Source organism: Photobacterium toruni (assembly GCF_024529955.1).
Lineage (GTDB): Bacteria > Pseudomonadota > Gammaproteobacteria > Enterobacterales > Vibrionaceae > Photobacterium > Photobacterium toruni.
The window spans coordinates 153339-176867 of sequence record NZ_AP024856.1 but is presented as its reverse complement, the minus strand read 5'-3'; the positions used below and the strand labels follow the sequence as shown (position 1 = coordinate 176867).

Below are 23529 nucleotides of genomic sequence, written 5' to 3'. Positions count from 1 at the left end.
ATATCAGATGATATAAAGGAGAGGGAAATTAATCCACTTATAAAGTGACATTGTAACATTATAAAAGTATGACGATGGTGATGAATAGACGACAAGGATTGTATTAAAAAGTGATAGCCGTCAAAACTAGCGAATGTTGCTAATCTAAAATTTAAGAAGCGATATTGGCTTACTTAAATTAGTTTTTCAATGATGTATAACAGTACTGTATAAATTCAATAACTAAATAGGGATAAGTTATGTTTAGAGTTAGCACTGGTACTCATCAGCTTAAAATGAAACTAGACGATGATGGTTTACCATCTAAAGTAAAATATCATGAAGAACAAGCAATGTTTAATAGATTCCGTATTGAAGAATCAACAATGAATCTATTAAACCTTCGCACAGATATAGCATCGCCAAATAGTATCGACGATTCAGCAGTACGATATGTGTTGTATGGTAATTTGATAGATCCAGAAGACCCGTCTGTTTATAGTATGATCAAGGGTGTACGCACCTCACTTTTAGTTACTTTCGTAAATAACTTAGAGCAGTTGAATATAATACCCGATTTCGATATTAAGACTGGTGCAACTCTGAGTGCTGATGATATTCAAAATCTCTCTAAACAGATAATGCCCCAAGTTATTAGTGCAATAAATTGGAAATTAATTGATTCACACGCTAAAGATTGTCTTCAAACCACTATATCGCTCTGCTCTATGCTTTATATACAAAATTTTGGTTATGGTGAGTTTTATCGTATATACAAAAAATCCATCACCGATAATAAATTATTACCATATTTTGAAAATTTCACATGCCCACTTTTCGATAAGATTACAGCGACTCTCGATACCCATACACTAGACGCTTTATTAACCGTTATGGACTTACAAAATGATACAAGACTTGCCTATCTTAATGATTATCAAGAGCTTAAATGGTTACAAGAATCATTAAGGCTCAGTTATTCATTCGCTAATTTCGTTGCCGAAATCGATGATCAAGCTGAATGTATCGATAACATAGTCAAAGATGAAATAAAGAGTAAAATTAAGAATGTTATATCTGAGCAAGATAAAAAATCTCAAAAAATACGTTCTGCACATGCCAATTTATTAAAAGTAATCGATACTTTATCTTTAAACGATCAGAATAATGATATAATTACAATATTATCTGATACGATAAAAGGCATAAAAGGCATAAAAGGCATAAAAGGCATAAAAGGCATCGACGGTAATAACGATTCTATTGATAAATTAAAGAATGAAATGAAAGCGTTTATTGATGCAGGCCAATTTTCCGCTGTAAAAGAATCAATAAATAATATAGAAAAGTTAGAGTCTCGACAAATAGAAGCACGTGTTTTCAAATTTAATAAAATATTAGATTCGATTAACACTCCTGATATTATTAAAGCGCCTCAATATAAAGTTAATATTGATCCAAACAATCACTTTGATGCGCCATCTAATATTGAAGAAGATAAACTTCTACTTAGTATTGCAGAAGATGAAATTCAGGAAAAATCAACAAAACTTAATAAAGCGTATGATTCCATTGCTTTATTAACTAACGAAATCGATAAATTAAAACTACAGATGTCAATGGATAGAACATTGACACCAAGCATGGCTAAATTTTTCTATGGTAAACCATCTATTTATGACACATTCAATTGTATTCGCGAGATCTTCCCTGCAGTAATATTCAGTGATGACATTGAGCAGCAAATTAGCAACTGTAAATATACCGATTCTCGCAAATTATTTAGAACATTAGAATTAATATGTGGCGATTACTTTAACGCCATTATCAATGGTAAGCCAGATTCTGTTGCCAAAAATGTCTTCTCTTGCAACGGCTATTCACAAGATGAGTCGAAAAGTGTACGTAACTCAAAGGCTCTTTATTCAAAACGTATTTTTTCAATAAATGGCCAACAGGAACAATTTGGTCGTCATTTCACTTTAGGTGGCGATATCAACATGCAGAGAACTGTACAAATTTATTTCAAAATTGCTGAAGGTAAGATGTGTATAGGATATATCGGTAAACACCTGCCCTTAGAATAGGCTGCAACATTTTCCAACATGACCAACACTTGTAATGGTACTTTAACTGACAATATACCTCCTTCGTTGGAGGTTTTTTTACACTTAAATTATATATAATGTAATAATTCGATTGAGTTTTCTGGGTATAAATGACGCAGTTCTGTTTATAAGCAGAGCCACTATACACTAGGAACAATAATTTTCCTTGTGCAATATAAATAAAGGAATTCTTAGTTCACTTCAGACATATCAGATCAAAATAAGGAATTTCTAATTTAACTTATTCACTGCTATGCGCAAAACAAGCAGATTTCTGTTTTAAGTACCAAATAACGTTCAAATAGCATTAAATAATGTGCGCGATCTCACTCTGTTAACTACAATGATTGATATCGGTGAGGTTATTAAATCTCATTAATGGTGCTGTATTATCATATTGGTTAACACATCGACCAACTCTATTAGGAGGAACTATGGAAGATAAATATATTATTGATTATTATTACCTGTCAATTTTTATTTTAAAGGATGGTTTTCCGTCCCATTATTCTATTGGTGAGGTAAAACAAGAAATACCTAACAGTGTTAAAAGTGTTATCTTTAAATTTTTAAATAATTTTGATGGTAAATTAAAAAAAATATCTTATTTAACAAAGTTTATTGATCTATCTCATGATGAAAGGGATATAGAACAAGTACGTTTATTTAACAAACGATTAAAAGAAAACCCATTTACACACACAATTATTAATATAGAAAAACAAAATGAAATTAAATATTCTAAATGTGATTTTTTATTAAAACAGAAAAGTTTGGCCTATATGCCAACACATTATATAATTAACGATGTTAATTATATAATCCCTAAACCAATTCAACATATTATATATAACTTCATCATACTAGGGAAACCATAATATTGTCGATTTTGCTTTTTGATTGATCGTATTTGTGGCTTTGATTCATACTCTGTCTCTTCTGAGGATAGATATATCCTCAATTCTTTTATTAAAAACTTAAAGAAAAACTTCCACCCATATTCTAAACTGAAAATAACAAGCAATAATAATTTTTATTTCGACTTAACAAAAAAAGATTCACACACCGAATATAAAAAACATTCAAAATTAATATATAAATCTAATTTTAAATATATTGATTTTAATTTAAATGAAAATGGATGTGCCGTTTATAACGATTTGTGTGATTGTTTTAATAAACCTGTTATTTTTTATAATAAAGAAATTAAAAAGCTAGAAGATAATAAAAAAAATTTAATTAATAAATTAAAACAAATGGAAAAAATAGATCATAATATAAATATAAAAAATAATATAAAAAATAATATAAAAAAAGAAATGTGTAAAATAGGAAAAGAAATGGCCGCTTTAAAAGCCTTACTATCATCAGCTATATTTAGAAAAAAATGTTTCCAAACTAGATGATTCCAATAGTATCAACCTACGGTTGCGATTTCACTGTTTTTCACAGAAAACCCGCTGTGTAAGTTGTCTATTTTCATATAGTACTAACAGTATTTGCCATTCTTGCGGGGTCATGCTTCTCTAATTAAAATTAATGGAGAGATGAGATTATGGGAATGGTACGAAGTTTAAAATTCGGTGTTTATGGAGCGCTTATGGTTAATTCTGCTAAAAAAGAATATGCAATATAACGTCATTCACTCTTTAGGACAAAATGATAAATTAGTCACTCTTCGTACTAACCCTCGATCACGAAGAACACTGTCGTATCAATTCGATTTATTTTATATTGGTGTTATCGTTTTTAAATTAAATGCAATTAGAAGGTTGAGTCGTGTCAATAAAGTATTCAACATGATCTGCAGTAATCGACATACAACCTAACTCTTAATTATATTCTTTTATTTTCTATTTATTTACTCACTTATAACATTGCTATTCACTGTCAGGGTAGATTATTTAACTTATAATACCGTGATGTCTAATTCGACAAGTATTTAATATAACAATGCAATGAATACTATCGCCACTGTGAAAAATTGACAGGTATACTCAAGGTAATTAACCAACATTGAGTATATTTATTATGAAGAAACTTATACTGTTGATCACCAACGATGCACTTTCAGCTTGTGCAATAACAATAGCATATGCTTTTCTATTTTCTATGGTATCACCCGTTATTGCTAGTGAAAAAAGCATCATCGAATGTGTACCAAATGAGTCTTCATTTTCTCAACAATCAGCCATGATGAAGGCGCTGGATAAGTTGGCTAACGATGGCGAGATCAAAACACTTGGTAGTGAAAAACTAATATCTAAATACGGTATCAATGTTCACAAGCAAACAATAACGACCAGTCGAACAATAAAAGCCAACGCTAAAATTGATTACTTTAGTAACAAGAAGGATATATGTGCAAAAATCAAAGTATAGATGATTGGATAATCACCTCTTTAATTTACTTGTGCTAGAAGATCACCTATTGATGTGAATTTTTTCCCAAGGATCTTTTTAACTCTAACACCGCTGACTCCATTTTCGCATTTAATCGCTCCAGGTTCTTTTTTGATTGTTGTGACGCGGCCAATTCAGTACGTAATTCCACGTTTAGTGCGGCTGCTGCGCTATTGCTGTTATGCAGCTCAACTAATTGTTGACGCATGACACCCGTGTCACTATGTTGTTCATAGCTCTTCGTATGAAGTGGCCAAGTAAAATTGGCCACTGATATAGAGTTTTCCCATATTTTTTATTTATGCGAACAAGGTAGACACTGATGGCATTCGTAACTCAGAAATGTCCAAAAAATGTGTTAGAGCAATTACCGCTGGCACAAAAGAATCAGTTAAATAGACCCAAAAAGTTTCGATCTTTATTGTCCGCTGACACAAATACCTTTTTTAAAACTCAATTTATCTCGCTATCTATTACTTTTTTGCTGGCGAAGGAATAAAATGCTGTTCTCGTTGTATGTGTGTAGATGCAATGCAAGCTAGTTTAGGAGAGAAACGGTGTCAGTGATTAATGTAGTTAGCCGGCCATTGTGGGAGGTGTTTTATGGTAACCCCAAAAAAGTAACAACTGTTGGGCGACTGCTAGAAAACCCATTCAAGCCAACTGATGTTAAGTATCAGGAAATCCTAGCTAACATCAACAAAGCAAAACATGATCACGATGAGCATTATCTACGCTGTTCTTTCTGCAACTCCCCGCTTTATGGCAGAAGAAATACTGGAGAAAAAGACAGTAAAGAACAATTTACTTACGCTTTTTGTCACAACAAGCACGCTAAAGACAGTAATATTGAAAAGATTAGCTCTTGCCCTTTCTATACGGGTGCCGGTAATGATCTGTATAAGAGTTATTGTTCTGACAAAGAGAATGAGTGGCGAACTAATAGTAAGTACGATGTTATCTCTGAGTTAGAGCGTAGTAAGTCTGTCTTATCTCAAAGTATTATCAATAGCCATTTCATATTTTCTAATGATGATGAAGTTAACACACGCAGAAAGCCGGATATTTACTTTGAGGACCAACAAGCTAACAAATGGGCAGTAGAGTTCTATCGTAGCTGGATTACGACTTATGTTGCCTATAGCCGTGAGGCTTTCTTTAGAAAACAGGGTATTAACCTATTATGGCTATTCCCTGTAGATAATGGAATTAATAGTGCTGCTGTTGAAGATTACATTATGTTCGGCTCTAATAATTCATATCTCGCTATTAAAGAGCAGCATAGAGCCGCCAACAACGTATTTTACTTCGGTGAAAAACAGTTAACGGCAACAAACAAGAATGGCGAACTGACCGTTTTAGCTAAGTACCCTGTTATCAATAAATTAAGTGATAACGAATTTGACGTTGAGTTTTTATCAAAGGAAGTCTCTATTTCAGAAATGTCACTCTCTCCAAATGAGCGACTGCCTTTTGCTGTAGATACAAAGCCAAACTTGATGAATTATAGAAATGACGTCGCTTACCACTTAGTACGACTTAGAAAGGCTTATCGTTACTGTAAAGCTCATCTTAGCTACACAGATATCCCTAGTTCTATTCTGACTGCGCTTAAAGCTGTTAGAGACAATCTAGTTAACTTTGAATTTCAAAATAATCACACTCAAAATCGAGTTAATACCCTATCTTTACGGCTGCAAAGCTATTGCTCAAGGGCTGGAAAAAACGCTAGCTACTCCCGTTCTAAGGCTGCGGCCAACTTACTTACGGCAAGAGATCTTCGCCGCAACCTTACGGTCGTACCATTAAGAAAGTTTAAGCAAGTTGATTTTGATAACCTCAAACGACTGGGTAATTGCATCCCTAATTTAAAGATCACCTCTCAATTTATTTCTATGGGGGAGTTTTACACTGAACTCAACACAGGGATAGAGGGCTTAAATCAACTCAAGCAACAAAGGGTAAAGACCTCACATGCTTTGTTGACGTTGCGTAAGCTGGAACGTCGTGTTGGCTGTTTTGAGTATCTATCACAGGAGCATATAAGCAAGACTAATGAGTTGAGGTCTGATCTGGATTTCGCATTAGTAAGTAGTAGAACATCAGCTATTGTTGCCCATTTGAACCAAAAGATAGACAAGGCTATTACACGCTCTTTTCGTCATTACCTTACGACTGATATTAGAAAAGTCCGTTCATTGCTTCAAAGTTTTTCATCTCGTATTAAGCCACTAAGTTACATGTCAAAAGATGATATTGAGCAAATGAACCAAGGTGAAATAACTCAAGCACTAACCTTATTACGCAGTTTGGATCCTGAGTTAGACCGAGCGAAAGGCCGACTCTCTGATGTTCGATATACCGCAGAAAAACGAACAGTTGAACGGCTTCAAAAATCGCTTAACAAAGCAAAAAATTATCATGCAGATATTACGACTAAACTCGTCGCTAAGGAGAACCGCTTATTTCAAGAAAAGCTTTGGCATGAAGAAAGATTGAAGAGGATTAATACTCAAAAAGAAGAGTTTTTAACTTCTTTAAAGCGACTTCACGAACTCTACCTTGTTCTGAAAAGTCTTGAACTCTCACCTGGTAACGTGATGCAACGGTTTGATCTTGCGCTCTTACATAACGAAGAAGCGATAATAATATCGAGAAAGATTAATGAATATCTTGATAGCTCTGATAGCTCTATCGATAGCGATGTATCGTATCTCAATTACACAGATAAAAACTCTTGTAAGCAGTTGGTTGATGAATACTGGTCGATATTTGGAGTGTTTAAATCTGACGCTGATCTGAAACTTGCATCCGAGTTTGATGCATTAACCGATAAATTAGAGTTACTTAATGCTGCAATAAGGAAGAGAGAGAAGAATGTAACAGATCTTCACGCCATTCAATTAGAGCGAGAATCACTACTTAGTTACGTTAAACACTATGGGTTTCAAGCACTAGATGAAAGGTTAAAACGGTCTAGGTGGCACTCTCTTTGCAGGCAGGCGGAGTCATTATTATCACCATCATGGTCGCAAAAGGAGAATGTGCGAGGCAAAAATGGCGACAAGAATGCTAATAGAGAGCAACGTGATCACAATGCTTCAGTTTTAACGCAAATTAGGTATCAGGAGCGTGATATACGTCGTTATTGCTCTGTTTATGTTACTAATAAAGGCGTTAAATTAAACTTGAATGGCACTTACGGGCAGCTAAAACGTAATATCAATATCCTTAATGAAGAGTATTTAAGTAACTCAACTAAGTTGATATTAGAGTCAAAGTTGAGTGCGATTAGCGAACTTTACGCTTCAACAATTAATGACCAATGACGATCAAATTTACTACGGCAAGCTATTGCCGTAGTTGTGGGTGTACATTAAAGATTGAAACTTTTCTTCTTCCGAAGCTCGTTTCTATTATGGGTGTCAGAATCCAATTGTAACAATAAAGATCGAAACTTAGGTTTTATCAACATAGCTATCTAGGAAAAGTGTGACAACAAAGTTTGAAACTCATTTCTGCCCCATTGTTGGGTAGACTTTTTACTCATTCACATCCTGTTAATGGTGTTTTGCCCTACTAGAAGTTATCCATTCTTCGAATGCTGTTCGTCGTTAATCCCCGTGTTGTATCACGGGGGTAAATTCGACCTAGCTATCAGCCTGTGATGAACTACTACCTAATAACAAATACAGTTATATCTATACATCCTATCTACTGCATTTAACAAACATGGGATTTATATCAGCAATTAACGAATTGATATGTTGTTCTTTAAATTTATGGATGTAATATTCAACTTTAACTATATGAAAAACAAGGTTTAGGTCGGCACAATGAAGCTTTCAAAATGGCTTGAAAATTGGGATATGACGTCTTTGAAAATCAAAGCTCCCTTTTTGGAGATGGAATGGAAACCACAAGATGAAGATAAGGCAGCAGCATGGGATCTTTACATTGAGTTGATTACACGTGTTACAACTCAACCTATCAATGATGACTCTGGTAGTGAAAAAGCAGCTCTAGATAGTGTCTATCAATTGTTCCCAATCACTAGGGATGTGATCAAGTCTAACGGTAGACATTGCATTCAGTTCACTAAAATTGCCGTCATAGTATTAAATCAGATCGTTAGACCTTTCACATCCAAATGGCATTCCATCACCTCTGCTAATGAAAACCTGACGGATGCAGAGAAGGCTTGTTTTAGAGATGAGCTCCAAGTACTTCAGGGTGAGCTAATTACCTACAGTAAGATGTTGGCCGACTTAGCGGATGTTGAAGACTTAAGCGATATTATTACAGTTTGAAATAGGTGAATAAATGATAAAAGCATTTCTGTCTCATTCGAGTAAAGATAAAGCTAGCTATGTTCGCAATGTTGCGAATTGGCTCGATAAAGATCAAATTGTCTATGACGAATATACGTTTGAAGAAGGTGAGCGTTCTTTAGATGAGATTCTATTAGGTCTAGATAAGGCCGAACTGTTCGTACTCTTTATCTCAGAACACTCTCTAAACTCTGAATGGGTGAAAACTGAAATATCCGAAGCGAAACAACGCTTGGATACTCAAGCCCTGTCTAAGGTTTATCCAATCATTATTGATAGCTCGATAAAATTTGACGATCCTAGGATCCCAGATTGGTTGCGCACATACAACATGAAGCCAATCACTAGAGCACCAGTTGCAGCTCGCAGAATTCACACGAAACTTCGAGAGATCTGTTGGAAAAAACATCCTAAGTTTAAGTTGCGTGACAATTTTTTTGCTGGTCGAAATACTGAAACCGACCACTTTGAAGGCCGCCTTCTTGATTTTTTTAAAGATAAACCTCTCGCTATTTTTTGTTCTGGCTTCCCAGGCGTGGGGCGAAGAACCTTGCTTCACTATGTATTAAAGAAAACAGATGTTACTCAAGACCCTTTCAAGCCCGCTTCCATTGCTATTGACAGAGATGCGTCTATTGAAGAGTTTATTTTAAAGCTGAATGATTTTGGTCTAGTAGACTTTGGGTCAGACCTCCTTAACATGACTGATAAATCATTAGACGATAAAATTGCAATAATTCATAAATTTATGGATGCAGCTCATGATGCTCGCGAGATATTCTATATTGTTGATTCGGGAGCTATTGCGAATTACAAGAAAGAGATAAGCGATTGGTTTAAAAAAGCTATACTTGAATACAAAGGAAAAAAACAGCCTGTCTTTTGTATAGCATCAAAATACAAGGTGATTTTTAAAAACCAACCTAGAAGCGACCTGTTTTTTTTCCTCGAACTATCAGAGCTTAGCGTTTCAGATAGGACCAATTACTTTAGTAAACTTTGCCAACACTATGAATTAGATATCACGAAAGACCAGTTCCAAGATGTTTGCAATGTACTTTCTGGCTACCCTGATCAAGTTAAGTACGCGGCAGATATGTTAGTGAATGATTCACAAATCAAGTTTGAAGATAAAATTGGTACGCTCGCTCAATATAACTCAGACAAAGCTTCAGTCTTACTTGCTAAACATGAGGACTGTGAGAAAACTTCAAACTTTATTCGGATGCTGTCTAGGTTTGAAATCATATCGACAGAATTCGTCTTTTCTATAGTTGACGAAGAAACTTACTACCCTATTCTTGAAGATCTTGCTAGCCAACATATCGTAGAGTTAATCGGATTAGATAATGAAATTGTTCGTGTTAACGATATTGTAAGAGATTACATTGCTAGAAATAGAATCACGTTGGACCAAAGACTTCAAAAGTTAGTTTCAGAAAAAGTTGCCGCTACGGTAACAGACGATGATTTGTTCGAATTAGATTCCTCCGAAACAATTTTCGCTATCAAAGAATCTTTAAAACAAGGAATTCAAGTCGACGAGCGCTTTATGATTCCAACCCACTATCTTCGTTGCATGAAAGATCTGTATCACAACAGAGGTAGTCTCAAACGTATAATCGAGTTGGCCGATATAATTTTAGCTAAGCAAGATAATATCGATGAATCATCTCTACAAGATATACGGTATTACCTTTGTTTAGCCCTTGCTAAGACTAAGGATGAGAGGTTCATGAGAGAAGTTCAGCTTATTAAAGGCGATGAGCATTCTTTTCTTCTTGGCTTTTTCTATCGCCTCCAAGGTCGTTATGATGAGGCACTAAGCCGTTTCAACCCTATCAAAGAAAATCGATACGTAAGTTCTCGTACTAAAAGAGAAATCGTTCAAGTCTACGTTCAACTTGGTGAGTATGGAAAGGCGCTAAAATATGCCAAAGAGAACTATGAAAAAGAACGTGGTAATCAATTTCATACACAAGCTTATTTCAACAGCCTAATTAATTCAGAAGATGCAATCGTACATGAAAGAAAATTGCAGGAACTAATCGATAATTTGCGTTCTATTAATTCAGAACAATCCATTGAAATGGCGGATATTGCTGACGCACTGTTCCATGCAAAAATCAAACAAAACAAGAGCCGCAGTTTAGATTTGATAAAAGACTGTGTAGCTCGTTATCCAAATAACCACTATCCATTGTTAGGCTATTGTGACATTGCATTGATATTCTCTGATAAGTATGAGTTTAAAGAAGCTGTATCAGAACTTCAGAAGCTACGAGATAGCCAACTGTCACCAAGAACATTGAATCGCTATTTAGCTTTAGAGGCAGCCTTTTCTGGTAATGAAGACCAAGCCTTGGCATTCGTAAGAGCAGATTTAGGTCGCTACCCTGAAGACAGTCGCATAAAGTTTAATGAAGCTTTGATAGACCTTTCAAGACGCAACTTGTAGTTAAAATTTTTAACTTTCTTTAAAATTGAAGCCGAGCCCAATAACGGGGCTCGGCTTCTTTCTCCTTGATATGACCAAAAAGGAGGACTGGTTCATTCAACAAACAAGGTACTTCTTTGTTCCAATCGCAGTTACCTTAACAGCCTGCGTTACCTTTAGTTAAATAGTAGTAATGAATATAAAAACTCAGTCTAAAAGAACCATACTTTTCTAATACTATTTCTTTATGTTAGCTATCGCTCTAGCTATTCCAAGAAGGTGTGTCGAAGTCTTTACCTCTAACTCGGATTGAATACCTAACAGTGCAATCCCTGCTAAAACCTGTTGTGGCCTAACGACTTGACCCGTAGGCAGCTCCATCCGGTCATACAACATTTTGAACTGGTTTCAATCTTCACTAATGCTTAGTTCCCGACCTTTAGCCATTCTCATGAGCCTTTTACACTCAGGCGGAATTGGTTTTCCCTCATCCCAACCTGTGACAGTTCTCACAGATTTAAAACACAGTTCAGCAACCTCTTCCTTAGTCATTTGGCACTCTAATTCTCGAAAAATGTAATTCTTACTCATTTCGCGATACTTCAATGATAAAACCCCTAAATACAAGAGGTTGCATTGATTTTAGGATATATACACCATTAAACATAATCAGACATTATGTGAACAAAGTATCGTGATCAGTGTTCGTGATAATTTCCTTTGAAACAGCTCATTTTCTCTAAGAAAGTCACCTTAAATAAGCCTCAATATGACGTTGTTATTTTGTTAATGATGTTACTAGATTCTAAATTATCACTTTGGATTTAATTTGCAGATTAATTACAAAAAATACGATTATTCATTAACTTATAAATTTGGTAGTCATAACAGATGTTATGTAAAAGTGGTGGTGAAGTTCGTCGATATGTTATCGTTAATGGCAAAATTAGTAATAACGAAAGGCTTGAAGAATGATATTAGAAGGGTATTGGTGGCTGATGAAATCCATTACCTTATCGAAATAATGTTAATTAAGCTTACATCGTCACTTTCTTTCTCTATCGAGCGACAGAACCCAATAAAAACCGCTCATAAATAACAAGCGGTTATTGATCTTTGTATGAACTCTTTTAACGCACTATTTCCAGAATAACAGGCCGAGCGTGGAATTTAGCATCTTTATATAAATCAACGAACTCTTCTTCAAAGGTGTCGTTATATTGTTTGATGACATCAATAATTGACGTTAATTTACTTTCTGGAATCATTAAATCAAATCCATAATGGTAATTCGCTGTAAATAATTCGTATACAATTCCATCAATATTGTCTAATTTAGCGTAACCATCAAACAAACACTGATTCTTATATGGTACAGAACGAAAGTTTGTCATCGTAAATGACATCAATGCTGCGCCGCCAGCCCCCACAAATGCCATCGGTCCAATGAATATTGCTGCAAACACACAAATAGCGCAGCCAACCCATGCCGAGCGTCTTACAATGGTGTAAGCAATTTCTGGAATGATTTGTTCTTCTGTTGAGTATATCCCGTACTGATTTATTGCATAATAGTGGCGCTTGTCTGAATTTACTAAATAGCGAAACCACGGGGTTAAAAAAGAACCTACAACAACAGGAACCAAAGATAACCAGCTGAATCCTAAAAGGAAAAATATCATACCAACGCCTAGAGATCCTAAAAGCATGACGTATACCATCTTAGTTCGAAAAGATATTGGATTAACAATTAGCTCCCATTCGTAGACAGGATGAGTGGCATAGAGGCGTTCAAATTGTTGTTCTTTATCGAGTGTTTCCATTACTTTAATCCTGCTATAGACAGTTTGATACCGACGGCGCCGTTAGAGTTGCTTATTACGTCTTTAGTTTTTTCTAAATCAAACGTTCCCGTTTTGTTTAAACGCCCTACGTAACTTTGGCAATTATGTGTCCATGCTCTGTCATAGTTTATAGCAATAACAACAGTATCACCTTCATCATGGGTCACAGGAACAGCAATATAAGAGACACCGTTCGCCGTTTTTTTACGTTTAGCTTGAGAGACATCAATCATCACTTTCCGCGGTTTATTCATTTCTTCTTGGATGATGTGAGGAGGCGCATAACTCAAATTTATATTTTTAGACTTTTTCTGTACAACGATTTGTAAATCTAAATGTTGCTTTTCATCATCGAAGAGATAAGAGGGCAAATATATATCGACACTGTCCTTAGTCAATTCGATCTTAGGCTTCCAGATGATATTTTCTAGCCCCATTAACTCTTGTTCTGGTGTTTGTGTTTTAGGTGACTTACCCCAAGTTGAACCTTTTAACCACTTTTGCATTTCATCGCGATGAAAATAATTATACAAACCCGAGAAGATTAGGTAAGCAAGACCTGCATAGAATAAGGTACTGACCATCCAAGCCGCAACAATACTACCAATTGCAACATTACTAGTTATATAAGCTAATTGAGCTAGAGAAACGACACCTTGAGCAAAAAGAGCCCCAATTTTACCTATCAGTAATACTCTTTCAAAAGCATCATCTGACTGACTCCATTGTCGACCTGTTAAGTACATTTCTGTACTGGCCGCAAACAAACCAAAGATAGCGGTTACTTTCGCCGCGGCCGCAAAGCGTTTTATGATAACTTGTGGTTCAATGTTGCTGGCTGTTCTCAAAGCAGCTTGAACTGACTTTTTAATAAATTCGTTTGGTATCACTTGCGCATCACGCCCCACTCCCGCAAATGCAGAGAGGGTCCACGATATCGTTGATGCCAATTCGATATACACATCCGCTTGCTCTTGGGTCGAACTCGCATTATTAAGTTTAGAGGCCACTTGCTTAGACACAACCGATAAATTCCAAAGGTTGCAAATTGCTGCAAATCCACCAATAACAGTGCCTGCACCATTAATACTTTCCATTGATTGGCCAATACGAGAACGAAGCCCTACAATTGACGCAGTCAGTTTTTCACGCACCGCAGTATTCATGGCCTCTTTTTCAAACGTGATCAATAGTGGCATTTCTTGTGCAATATGATTTGCGATTTGTTGTTTTGTCTTCGCCAGTGCATTACGCATTGCGGTTGTATTCTGGGAATGTAACTGACCAGATTGACGCTCTGCTTGTTGAAGAAAGGGGGTTAACGTCTTATTAAACTTCGCCAATTGCGTACTATAATCTGAAGAAATTTGAATTTTATTCTCTTTGCTCACTAAACTTCGAGCGACAATAAGCTGTAGTCCAGAAGCCAACCCATTTTTACCTGAAAAATGGTATGGAAACAGACTATCCATCAGTCCTTTCCAAGCTGAACTGCTTGCCTTTGAAAATGCGCTTTTTGCAGCAACGAGTGTTGCCTTTATCGCATCATCGGTGTCAGGAATACGTCCATCAACAAGCAATCCGTAGCTTTCACCAATACGAGAGACCATATTGGTAATATCACTTGAACTTGAAAATGATACCGCATCATTCGATATTTGCGTATGGATCACAGATTGAAATTCAGGGCTGTAATAATAAGGCGCCAGTGCCAGTAGTGACTGTTTTTGGGCGGCTTTCCAATCCTTTGATACAGCGGTCATTAAAGAAAATAATTGTGAGAACAATTGATTGAGGAAGCTTTGTCCCTGTTCACTTTCAATATCAATACCGACGCGTAATGCATCTTCTCCCAATGATATTAACGCATTGTCGAGATCTTCAATTAACGGTGCTGCTTCACCTTCTAGTTTATCTAGGTCGTTATACTTATTGGTGAGGAACGTAGACATTAGCTCCCAGTTGATTTCACCAATATTTTTTTCTCTACTTTTGAAGTGTTCAATATCTTTATCTGTTGGAGTGTAACTATAAGTATTTTGGAGTGTATTTCGTGTAGCGCTACGTACCGTATCAGAAGATAAGGCATAAGCAGCATAAGCTTCACTCCCATATTGCATTTGACTCAGTGGGAATTGATAGCGTAAGTACTCATTTAAAGCAGCCTCAAACTTTAATGTCTCCAATGGACTGTCTTTTAGTTTATTTTTCAATGCCATTGGCGCAGTTTTTGGGTCATAAGGTACACGTGCAATAGAACGGGTAAACTCTGACATCAGCAGTTTGTGTTTATCTGTATCACTACCAAAGATGTATTCTTTTTGTGCTTGAAATGTACCTAATTTCAACGCAATGTCGGTAATATCAGCCAATGGATCTTCTAGCGCAATGAATAAACCATTATCGACATTAGCGTTTGGAAGGGCCGCTTGATAAGTCGGGGCTGCAATCGCTTTTTTAGTTCGACTAAACTCACCCTCTGACGTAGACGTGTCAGCCTCTAATGGTGTCGAGGTGATTGAAAAACCATTAATGATATCTTGACTAACAGAGCCAATATCAGCCACTGAAGACTCAAGATTTTTCGCCATTCCAGCATGAGGTCCATTCATACTCCGTTTAAATGCCGAGATATTTAACAGCCGCATCCATTTTTTGCGGCATTTTTCCTCATTACTGAATAGTGTAACAATACGTGACGTCCAAGCTTGATGCGCGTAGCTAAGCCAAATTGTATCATCGGAATCATAGGTTAAACATGATGCACAAGTACCGCCTTCATGTTGAGCCGTAAAAATTTCACCTTCAATTTTATAGGTATGAAGTACTTTCAGCTTTTCACTAAATACATACAGCCAACCGTCACGAAGCTGACGAAGCGTATAATGTTGATGAAGTTTAAAGGGCGGCTTCCAATGAGTCCCGTCAGGTAATGGATAAGAGGGGGCTTCTCCCATCACACCATCAATAGCATACCGAACCGGAATAATACCGATTTGTTTAGCTTGTAGCGGACAGGCTCCCGCAGGTGAACTAGGGCTAGCTGACCCACCAATTTTTGCAGCATTGTAAGCATCACTTGACATGAGAGATCTCCTTATGGGCGAGTTCATCAGCCTTTGTAACTCGCATTGACGGTGTTTGCGCTGATGGTGTTTCTAATAATTGCTTGATATGAGGATAGCGATCAGTCTTTAACACATTCTCTCCGAGTAATGCGAGAATATTAAAAAAATGGAGGACATCGGTATCTGTTTCAAAGTGCATATCATGGGCATTTTTCACCCATTCTTCTGTCCATAGCAGGGGAGCATTATGCTGTTTTAGCGCCATTGGGAAGTAAGTAGTCAAATGTTGATGTACTTTTTCGACTGTATTTCGGCGTGTGATATCACCTAATTGTTTCCACTGTTGGTCAGATAAGTGATAGGTTTCTGGCTGTGATTTTGTGCTTATAGTTTCGTCGTGATTAAGCGAAACCCAGCCTTTCCGTGTAGGTAGCCAAACTTTAGATAACGATTCCCAGAGATGACATTCTTGATCGTTTAAGATCACATTCATTGCTTCTGGTTGCCCAACTTTAAAAAACACCTTAGAGCCATATGCCGAAAGAACTTCAAAGAAATCCGACAGTATGATGGCAAGCTGTTCGATACTGGCTTCACTACTAATGATATATCCAACATTTGCGTGGTTATATTGAGTAAACCAAGACATAGCGGCTGAAGTTAGCTTAACAATGAATGATGAGACTTCTCTTAGAGGTAAAAAGCGTATCGGGCAAATAGCTTGAGGTTGCAAATCTTGTTGCAGTAATAACAACTCAAGTTTTTCAATTTGGCTGCCATCAAGGATAAGAAAGCAGGCCTCTTTATTGAGGACGTTAAAATCGGGGATCGGCAAAGGGAGCTCAGTAGTAAAACTCATTGCTCATTCTCCATACAAACTTCGCAAACTGGTGTATTCCCTTTCATGGCTTCAAGTTGTTGTGACCAAACGATTGTATTCCCTTTCATGGCTTCAAGTTGGTGCGACCAAACGATTGGAGACACAGTATTTAACGTCACGGCCGCTTCAACCGCCCCCGGTAATAATGGTAAAACACCCGCATAGCCAGAACCACTTCCAGCACTGCCGCCTGAATTGAGATTAATCGCAACCCCCGATATTGATACACCTGATGCATCAATTTTGACAAAGCTACCGCCTGCTTTAAGGGTTAATTCCGCACCGGCTTCAATGACAATTTTGCTGCCTGCTTTGAGATGCACTTCATTACCCGCATCGAGCAGTAAGGCTTTACCTTGTTTCATGTGTAAGCTGCCATCAACCGCCAGCGTATAGTTGCCTTTGGTGTGTTGGCGACTTTCACCCTCAACCGTTAAATGATCATTCACTTTAATATGACTAAAACGTTCATTTTCTACATCAAGGTGTAAATTGTGTTTAATGTTGTCGGTACGGTCATTTTCAACTAATACGTTGACATCCTTTTGGGCATGAACATAGATTTCCTCTTTACCAGCTTGGTCTTCAAAACGCAGTTCATTATAGCCATCGCCTTGGTGAGTTTCTGTTCTTAATACCGTACGGGTTTTATGGGCGGGTAACTCATAAGGGGGTTGGTTTGTCGCGTTATAGGTGCGGCCGGTAATAATAGGCTGATCGGGATCGCCTTCTAAAAAACTAACAATGACTTCATGATCAACGCGGGGAAGGGCAACCATACCATATTGACTGCCCGCCCAACCTTGAGAGACTCGTACCCAACAGCTTGCTTTGTCATCACTGTTACTGTAACGATCCCAAGGGAATTGAATTTTGACGCGACCAAATGCATCACAATAAATCTCTTCCCCTTCAGGGCCGACAACTTTGGCGATTTGTGGGCCATCCACCCGCGGCTTTACGTTAAATGGCGGGCGCCAAGGACGATGCGCCGGGATGACAATAAACTCATTATTATAAGTCGTTGCTCCTTCACCGCCTGCTTCTTCCAATGCTTGGGGTTGAGTACCCATGTGCGTGACGGCAATGATCAACCAATCACGATTACAGGTATCATCATCATGCCCTTGCAGGGTAAATTTCACCCCTGGTAGAATAGTGGGCACATTACTTTTTGCATTAGCCGTCTGGGCATCGCGTCGTAATGATTCAATTCGAAACTGCACAAAGGGCTTACCACTTACATCGTCTTTATAACGACCAGGATAATCAAAATGCTCATACGTGGCTTGTTGATAATCTGCTTCTTTAGCTGCAGAGGTTTGCAAAAAACTATAAGCGGTTTTTTTAAAACTGTAGTCTTTTAGTTGAGCGGATGATGAGCAAATTTGGGTATTACGTGCAAAGGTTCGAATAAACGGTACGCTACTGCTACCACCACTACGACTGTTGTAAGCAAGAGGCTCAGCTAAACTTGCCGCCTGTTGGGTATCGTCAGTAAAGATGAGGGTGTTTTTATTGCTACTATGATTGAAGTAATAAAGTATTCCTTCTTCAGCGGCGATTCTATCGATAAAGGCTAAATCACTTTCACGGTATTGTACGCAATATTCACGCTGTACCAATTGGCGACTGATCGCAAAACTATAGTCATTAATGCCCATTTCTTGCAGCAAGATAGAGATAATTTCAGGCACCGTTTGTGTTTGAAAAATACGACTGTTTTGACGCAAGGCTAACCGCGCCAAAGGTGGCACAAGTTCAATGTGATAAATTGTGTGGCTATGGCCCGTATCGCCCTGAGTGAATTGGCGCACGATACCATGCCATTGCTGCTGTAATGTGCCCTGTTGCCAAACCGTTAGTGTAGCATTGCGATCAATGGTTTCGGTAGGGGACAAACTTGGGTTGCGGCTGGCCAAATTGACTGTAAACGAAAAAGGTAAAGACAAGGTATCGTTGCCTTTAAACTCAGTCACAGCAAACGTTGATGCATCAAGCCCTTCAACGGTAAAGGTAAATTGTAATCCTGTCTGTTGTGCCATGATATTACCTCAATTAAATCTCTGCTAAGGCGATCAATTAATGCCTTAGCAAAGACATAAACGATAAAAGCCCGCACGGTCGAAACAGTACGGGCAATAGTTATACTTAGAATTACGCTTCTAGCGGCGCACGCCAGTCATCAGCACCTGAAGTACCTGAAACCGTGTGATCCCAATTAATTTTGCGGTAAGCCATAGAGATTTCAATCAGTTGAGTAAAATCAGCTTTGGTTGAATCTTGGCAATGTGGCATTTGATTATCGATATTAACAATCGTTGCGTCTGTTAACGTTGTTGTGAAATAGTGCTCTTGCTTACCTTCAACAGAAGTGCGGTACCACTTAAGTTCAACGGTTGGTAGCATTTCACCTGATGCCAATGAGTTGTACATTAGCGGAACGGCTTTGTTCAATGCCACAGTAAATTTAAAAGGCTTATGGACACGTTGGCCAGACGGTTGACCTGACTGTGGGTCAGTCGGCACGGTTACGACATGCTTAAATTCTTGCACTAGCATTTGGTCTTCATGACCTTCAACGTAAATGTTACCCACTGAATCGGCAGTGAATGCGCCTGCAGTGATATTGCCCTGAGTTTGGCCTTGGATAGAAATATAACAAGGAGTTGGCATTGTAATGTCCTAGTTTAATTAGAAAAACGTAGAGATAACTACGAAAACACATCTAATTAAGCAGGTTTTATGCCAATTATTAAGTTATTGATATTAATGTGATTTAAAAGATTTATATCAGAATCAAGCAGGTTATTGCCTAAGTTAAGCAAGAACTTGCCCACTGAGCGATAATTTGCCTGTAAAAATATATTTGTTGAATGTTAAATAATCTAAATATTCCGACTGATAGATAATTATAAATTTACGTTAATTGAATATGAATAGGTATAACCTTCTTCCGAGTCTTCTCCTATGGCCAACTCCGAATTCAAATGGAAACACTTTACTCCTGACATCATCCCTTGATGTGTCCGTTGGTACGGCTCAACACCCATGCGTTGGGTTTGTTGCAAATAATCAGAGCAGGTAAATGAGTCCTACAACTGATTCATTATTACTGGGAAACAACGTCAATATTGAAGAGACGATTAATGAAGGCGGATCTCTCCCGCACAAGAGTTTGATGTTCATCATTGCGTAACCAAAAATCAAATTGGCCTTTGTTCAACATCCGTAATGATTCAAATCCTTGAATCGTTGACCATGCACGTTTTCGTATTTTAAGTCCACCGGTGGCGACAATGAGTTTCTTAATAGGCGCGTGATCAGACTCGATACCATTATTAAGGTATTTTACTTGTCGTTGCTCAACATCTTCTCGTAATTGCCCCTCCTTCTTCAAACGGGCAATCGCATTAGTATAGGATGAATACTTGTATGTATTTAACATTTTTGGCTGATTATCGCTGCTATAATACGCGGTAACGTCCAGATACGACAAAGGCCGCCTAAGCGACCTCTTTAGATATTATGAAGAAACTAAAGCCTTCCCTCATATAAATCATCAAACGTTTTTTGATAAAGATCTAGTTCAACTAAAACTTGAGCTAATTTATCCTTATCACCTGAAATTATGGTTCTTCTTGTCTCATGTAACTTTTCTACTAACCGAGTTCGTATATCATTCATATAATAATTATCTATCCGTTCGGTTTGATCCATACAAAAGCCTCTTGAAGCAGCAAGATATAAATTAAATTTATATAACATTAATTTGAAAAATCTTGCTCATATCTTTAGTTACAAAATATGTCTTTGTATGAGACAGCCAAAACCTCACCAAATAGCCCCTGTAAACGATTTTAAGGCCACAAACACCTAGCACTAGACACCAAGTATGACTTTTCCATAAAAACAGCTGTATTTAACAGTATCAATCTTATGTGACATTACATACTAACATCACAGCTTTATGTGGGCGCAAACAACAGACAGACCTCTATAATTTTCAAACTGTACAGATAATATTCAACAAGTACAGCTTATTAGGCATCAAGTAAAATAAACGCCTAATTAATGATACAATACTGAGCAAGTAGTTGTATTTAACGATAAATATGAACTATCGTCCCTAGGTCTACATGACGTGTAGAACTAGGAAAAATAAAAAAACCACAAGGAAGTGGTACTCATAAAATGCATGAATCTACGCTACATACAAAGATACCGCCTCAAATTGGGCGGTATTTAACATCAAAGCTATTTATGCGCACTGAAAATATGATATTACTAACATGCACAAACAGGAGATCATACCTTTATTGATTTTTTCAATTGATTAATTAAAAATACAAGCATCATTAAAAACATATTGCAATAATTCAAGGAATGAATCAAAACTAGCAATATGGTCCCAAGAGATAGACTCAACAGCCTCATAACAACTATTTTCAATGTTAAAAACCAACCTCATAGAGGATTCATCGCCATACGCTATATACTTATTTAATGAAGGTTCTTCTCTGAATTCTTGATTAGCATCCCAAAGACCATTAATAAAATATCCATTTGAAAATATTTTCGAACCATAAAGATTAAAACCATTTACCGAAAAACCATCTGACAACGATAACAATCTTAAATAATCGTTTGATAATTCCATATCAAATGTATTTTTCATTCTTAATTTAAGGTTTTCAATATCTTCTTTACTCGCAGGAGGCAATAAAAACCCCTCCCCATATGATTTAATTTCTTTATTATTTTCAATATAAAGTAATTTTTCTATATTGTTCATATCAGTTAACTTCCTTTGGGTATACATTTCCGTTTGGAATCGGCCATTCTATTATCTCGCCATCCCCTCCAACTTTCAAAGTTGATGTTTGTTGTTTTTGATATGTAGTGAAAACAGAATGTTCAGGTGAGCTTCTAATCAAGACAAGATTATTTTTATCATTCGTCCCACCATCATCTAAAGGAACTTTATGGTGCACTTGGTAACCACGAGGAACCTTCCCATCTGATAACTTCAAAATATCAGAATCACCAACACCATGTTGTTTTAACTGAGAAATCACTTTGTCATCAAGAGACAAATCTTTTAAAAAGTCCTTTCTTATATTATTGTTAAATCCTTTTCGTAATTCATTATATTCAGAACGTTCTCGCTTTTTATAATGCAGATCTACAATATCAACGTCTTTTAAGATGATTGAATTACCTTTATAAACACCTTTAAATAAACGACTTTCGTTTGATAGTTCAGATATTGCTTTAATTTTCTTAGTTGGCAACATCATAGATGATGCATACTTTCCTATGATTTTACCAGCTGTCTCAAAATCACCATTTTTAATGGCTTTATTATGCTTAACAAAATCATTTCCTAATTCATCAACCTCATCAGAAACTCCCGTTAAAGCATTATCTATCCGCTGATTGGTTCTACTTTTAGCCCCATAACTTAGAGTTGGGGCTACCTCATCAATAACAACATCAGGAAAATATGTTATTCCATCAATAAGAGTTGAGGCTATATTATCCACTGTGTTTTGTATAATGCTTGGATTATCAATAACGGACGCCACAAAAGCTTCTGTATCAGAGGTGATTTTATCCCCAATGCTTTTAGTTATCCCACCGACATAATGAGCTGTATCTAAAACTCCATTCTCAAGAGCATCAAGTAAACCAGCTTTAGCCATCTTTCTTTCGGACATAATTGATGCCCTATGTTCCGCATATCGAGTCTCATTAGCTTTGACATACTCAAAAGCACGATCACTTGCAGCTAAATTTTCCATTCGTTGTTTATGAATACGCTCTTTAAGCGTTAACTTCCGAGGAGCAACATATTCAAAATTACGTTGATTAACAGGATTACAGGCAGGACACCCACAATCTTTACTCATAATAAGTTCACTGCAATAAAAATTTTAAGGATCATATATCAGAACAAGTCAGGGCAATAATTTGCTCAAAATGGCTGTATTTAACAGTATGGATCTATCCCGCACTTCGCGATCAGCGTTCGTGATAATTCCCCTTGAAACAGCTCATTTTCTCTAAGAAAGTCACCTTAAATAAGCCTCAATATGACGTTGTTATTTTGTTAATGATGTTACTAGATTATAGATTATCACTTTGGATTTAATTTGCAGATTAATTACAAAAAAATACTATTATTCATTAACTTATAAATTTGGTAGTCATTATAGATATTATGTGAAATGAGTGGGTAAATGCATTGAAATGGAGTGAAGTTAGTTGTTACAGAATCGCTTGGTGATCACAATTGAGCTAACTAAAGAGTTAACTCAATTGTAGATAAAAACTACTTAGGTTATTTGTTCTATTTAGACTACTGGATATTAGGAAAAGTAAAGATAACGCTCGAATTATTTTCAGCATCACCGTTCATGTAATTCGCAATAAGATCTCTGGGTCTTGATATTGACGGTGAAACGGCTTACTAGAGA

The 23529-nt window shown here is 36.8% G+C and carries 16 protein-coding genes and 2 pseudogenes; 7 read left to right on the top strand and 11 right to left on the bottom strand.

Annotation, left to right across the window (positions count from 1 at the left end; translation table 11 throughout):
- The first annotated feature begins 239 nt into the window (after positions 1 to 239).
- The 4 genes from OC457_RS20060 to OC457_RS20045 all read left to right on the top strand — a co-directional run bounded on the left by OC457_RS20060 (position 240) and on the right by OC457_RS20045 (position 4469).
- Positions 240 to 2066, top strand: a complete 1827-nt coding sequence (locus OC457_RS20060) for a hypothetical protein (RefSeq protein WP_080176010.1) — start codon at positions 240 to 242, stop codon at positions 2064 to 2066.
- 455 nt (positions 2067 to 2521) lie between these two features.
- On the top strand, positions 2522 to 2965 hold the full coding sequence (locus OC457_RS20055; RefSeq protein WP_080176009.1) for a hypothetical protein: 444 nt from the start codon (positions 2522 to 2524) through the stop codon (positions 2963 to 2965).
- Between the two features lie 18 nt (positions 2966 to 2983).
- Positions 2984 to 3493: a hypothetical protein gene (locus tag OC457_RS20050; RefSeq protein ID WP_080176008.1), complete on the top strand. Its 510-nt coding sequence runs from the start codon at positions 2984 to 2986 to the stop codon at positions 3491 to 3493.
- 625 nt (positions 3494 to 4118) lie between these two features.
- Positions 4119 to 4469 carry a hypothetical protein gene (locus OC457_RS20045; protein ID WP_080176006.1) on the top strand — a complete coding sequence of 117 codons (351 nt, stop codon included), beginning with the start codon at positions 4119 to 4121 and terminating at the stop codon, positions 4467 to 4469.
- A 46-nt stretch (positions 4470 to 4515) separates the two neighbouring features.
- Here the strand turns inward: OC457_RS20045 and OC457_RS20040 are convergent, their stop codons facing one another.
- The gene (locus OC457_RS20040) at positions 4516 to 4761 is read right to left on the bottom strand and encodes a hypothetical protein (RefSeq protein ID WP_080176005.1); all 246 of its coding nucleotides are present in this window, start codon (positions 4759 to 4761) and stop codon (positions 4516 to 4518) included.
- A 286-nt stretch (positions 4762 to 5047) separates the two neighbouring features.
- Here OC457_RS20040 and OC457_RS20035 point away from each other — a divergent pair, with 286 nt between their 5' ends.
- The 3 genes from OC457_RS20035 (at position 5048) to OC457_RS20025 (ending at position 11279) form a co-directional block, all read left to right on the top strand.
- The gene (locus OC457_RS20035) at positions 5048 to 7819 is read left to right on the top strand and encodes a competence protein CoiA family protein (RefSeq protein ID WP_080176004.1); all 2772 of its coding nucleotides are present in this window, start codon (positions 5048 to 5050) and stop codon (positions 7817 to 7819) included.
- Between the two features lie 507 nt (positions 7820 to 8326).
- On the top strand, positions 8327 to 8800 hold the full coding sequence (locus OC457_RS20030; RefSeq protein WP_080176003.1) for a hypothetical protein: 474 nt from the start codon (positions 8327 to 8329) through the stop codon (positions 8798 to 8800).
- A gap of 13 nt (positions 8801 to 8813) precedes the next feature.
- On the top strand, positions 8814 to 11279 hold the full coding sequence (locus tag OC457_RS20025; RefSeq protein WP_080176002.1) for a toll/interleukin-1 receptor domain-containing protein: 2466 nt from the start codon (positions 8814 to 8816) through the stop codon (positions 11277 to 11279).
- 216 nt (positions 11280 to 11495) lie between these two features.
- On the opposite strand, the pseudogene OC457_RS20020 reads toward OC457_RS20025, so the two are convergent.
- The 10 genes and pseudogenes from OC457_RS20020 to OC457_RS19975 form a co-directional block, all read right to left on the bottom strand.
- Positions 11496 to 11864 (bottom strand): annotated as a pseudogene (locus OC457_RS20020) (regulator).
- A 524-nt stretch (positions 11865 to 12388) separates the two neighbouring features.
- The gene (locus OC457_RS20015; RefSeq protein ID WP_080176000.1) at positions 12389 to 13081 is read right to left on the bottom strand and encodes a hypothetical protein; all 693 of its coding nucleotides are present in this window, start codon (positions 13079 to 13081) and stop codon (positions 12389 to 12391) included.
- Positions 13081 to 16188, bottom strand: a complete 3108-nt coding sequence (locus OC457_RS20010) for a toxin VasX (RefSeq protein ID WP_080175999.1) — start codon at positions 16186 to 16188, stop codon at positions 13081 to 13083. Before OC457_RS20010 ends, OC457_RS20015 begins: the two co-directional genes overlap by 1 nt.
- Positions 16178 to 17029 carry a DUF4123 domain-containing protein gene (locus tag OC457_RS20005; RefSeq protein ID WP_080175998.1) on the bottom strand — a complete coding sequence of 284 codons (852 nt, stop codon included), beginning with the start codon at positions 17027 to 17029 and terminating at the stop codon, positions 16178 to 16180. The genes OC457_RS20010 and OC457_RS20005 overlap by 11 nt, the downstream gene beginning before the upstream one ends.
- On the bottom strand, positions 17026 to 19095 hold the full coding sequence (gene tssI, locus OC457_RS20000; protein ID WP_080175997.1) for a type VI secretion system Vgr family protein: 2070 nt from the start codon (positions 19093 to 19095) through the stop codon (positions 17026 to 17028). Before tssI ends, OC457_RS20005 begins: the two co-directional genes overlap by 4 nt.
- A gap of 112 nt (positions 19096 to 19207) precedes the next feature.
- Complete coding sequence (locus OC457_RS19995) at positions 19208 to 19726, bottom strand: Hcp family type VI secretion system effector (protein WP_080175989.1); 519 nt, start codon at positions 19724 to 19726, stop codon at positions 19208 to 19210.
- 436 nt (positions 19727 to 20162) lie between these two features.
- A pseudogene (locus OC457_RS19990) lies at positions 20163 to 20576 on the bottom strand (DDE-type integrase/transposase/recombinase); the annotation flags it as partial.
- Between the two features lie 11 nt (positions 20577 to 20587).
- Complete coding sequence (locus OC457_RS19985) at positions 20588 to 20770, bottom strand: hypothetical protein (protein WP_080175996.1); 183 nt, start codon at positions 20768 to 20770, stop codon at positions 20588 to 20590.
- 616 nt (positions 20771 to 21386) lie between these two features.
- Positions 21387 to 21845 (bottom strand): YrhA family protein, encoded by a 459-nt coding sequence (locus OC457_RS19980; protein WP_080175995.1) that lies wholly within the window; start codon positions 21843 to 21845, stop codon positions 21387 to 21389.
- A gap of 1 nt (position 21846) precedes the next feature.
- Positions 21847 to 22962 carry an HNH endonuclease signature motif containing protein gene (locus OC457_RS19975; RefSeq protein WP_080175994.1) on the bottom strand — a complete coding sequence of 372 codons (1116 nt, stop codon included), beginning with the start codon at positions 22960 to 22962 and terminating at the stop codon, positions 21847 to 21849.
- Positions 22963 to 23529 lie beyond the last annotated feature (567 nt).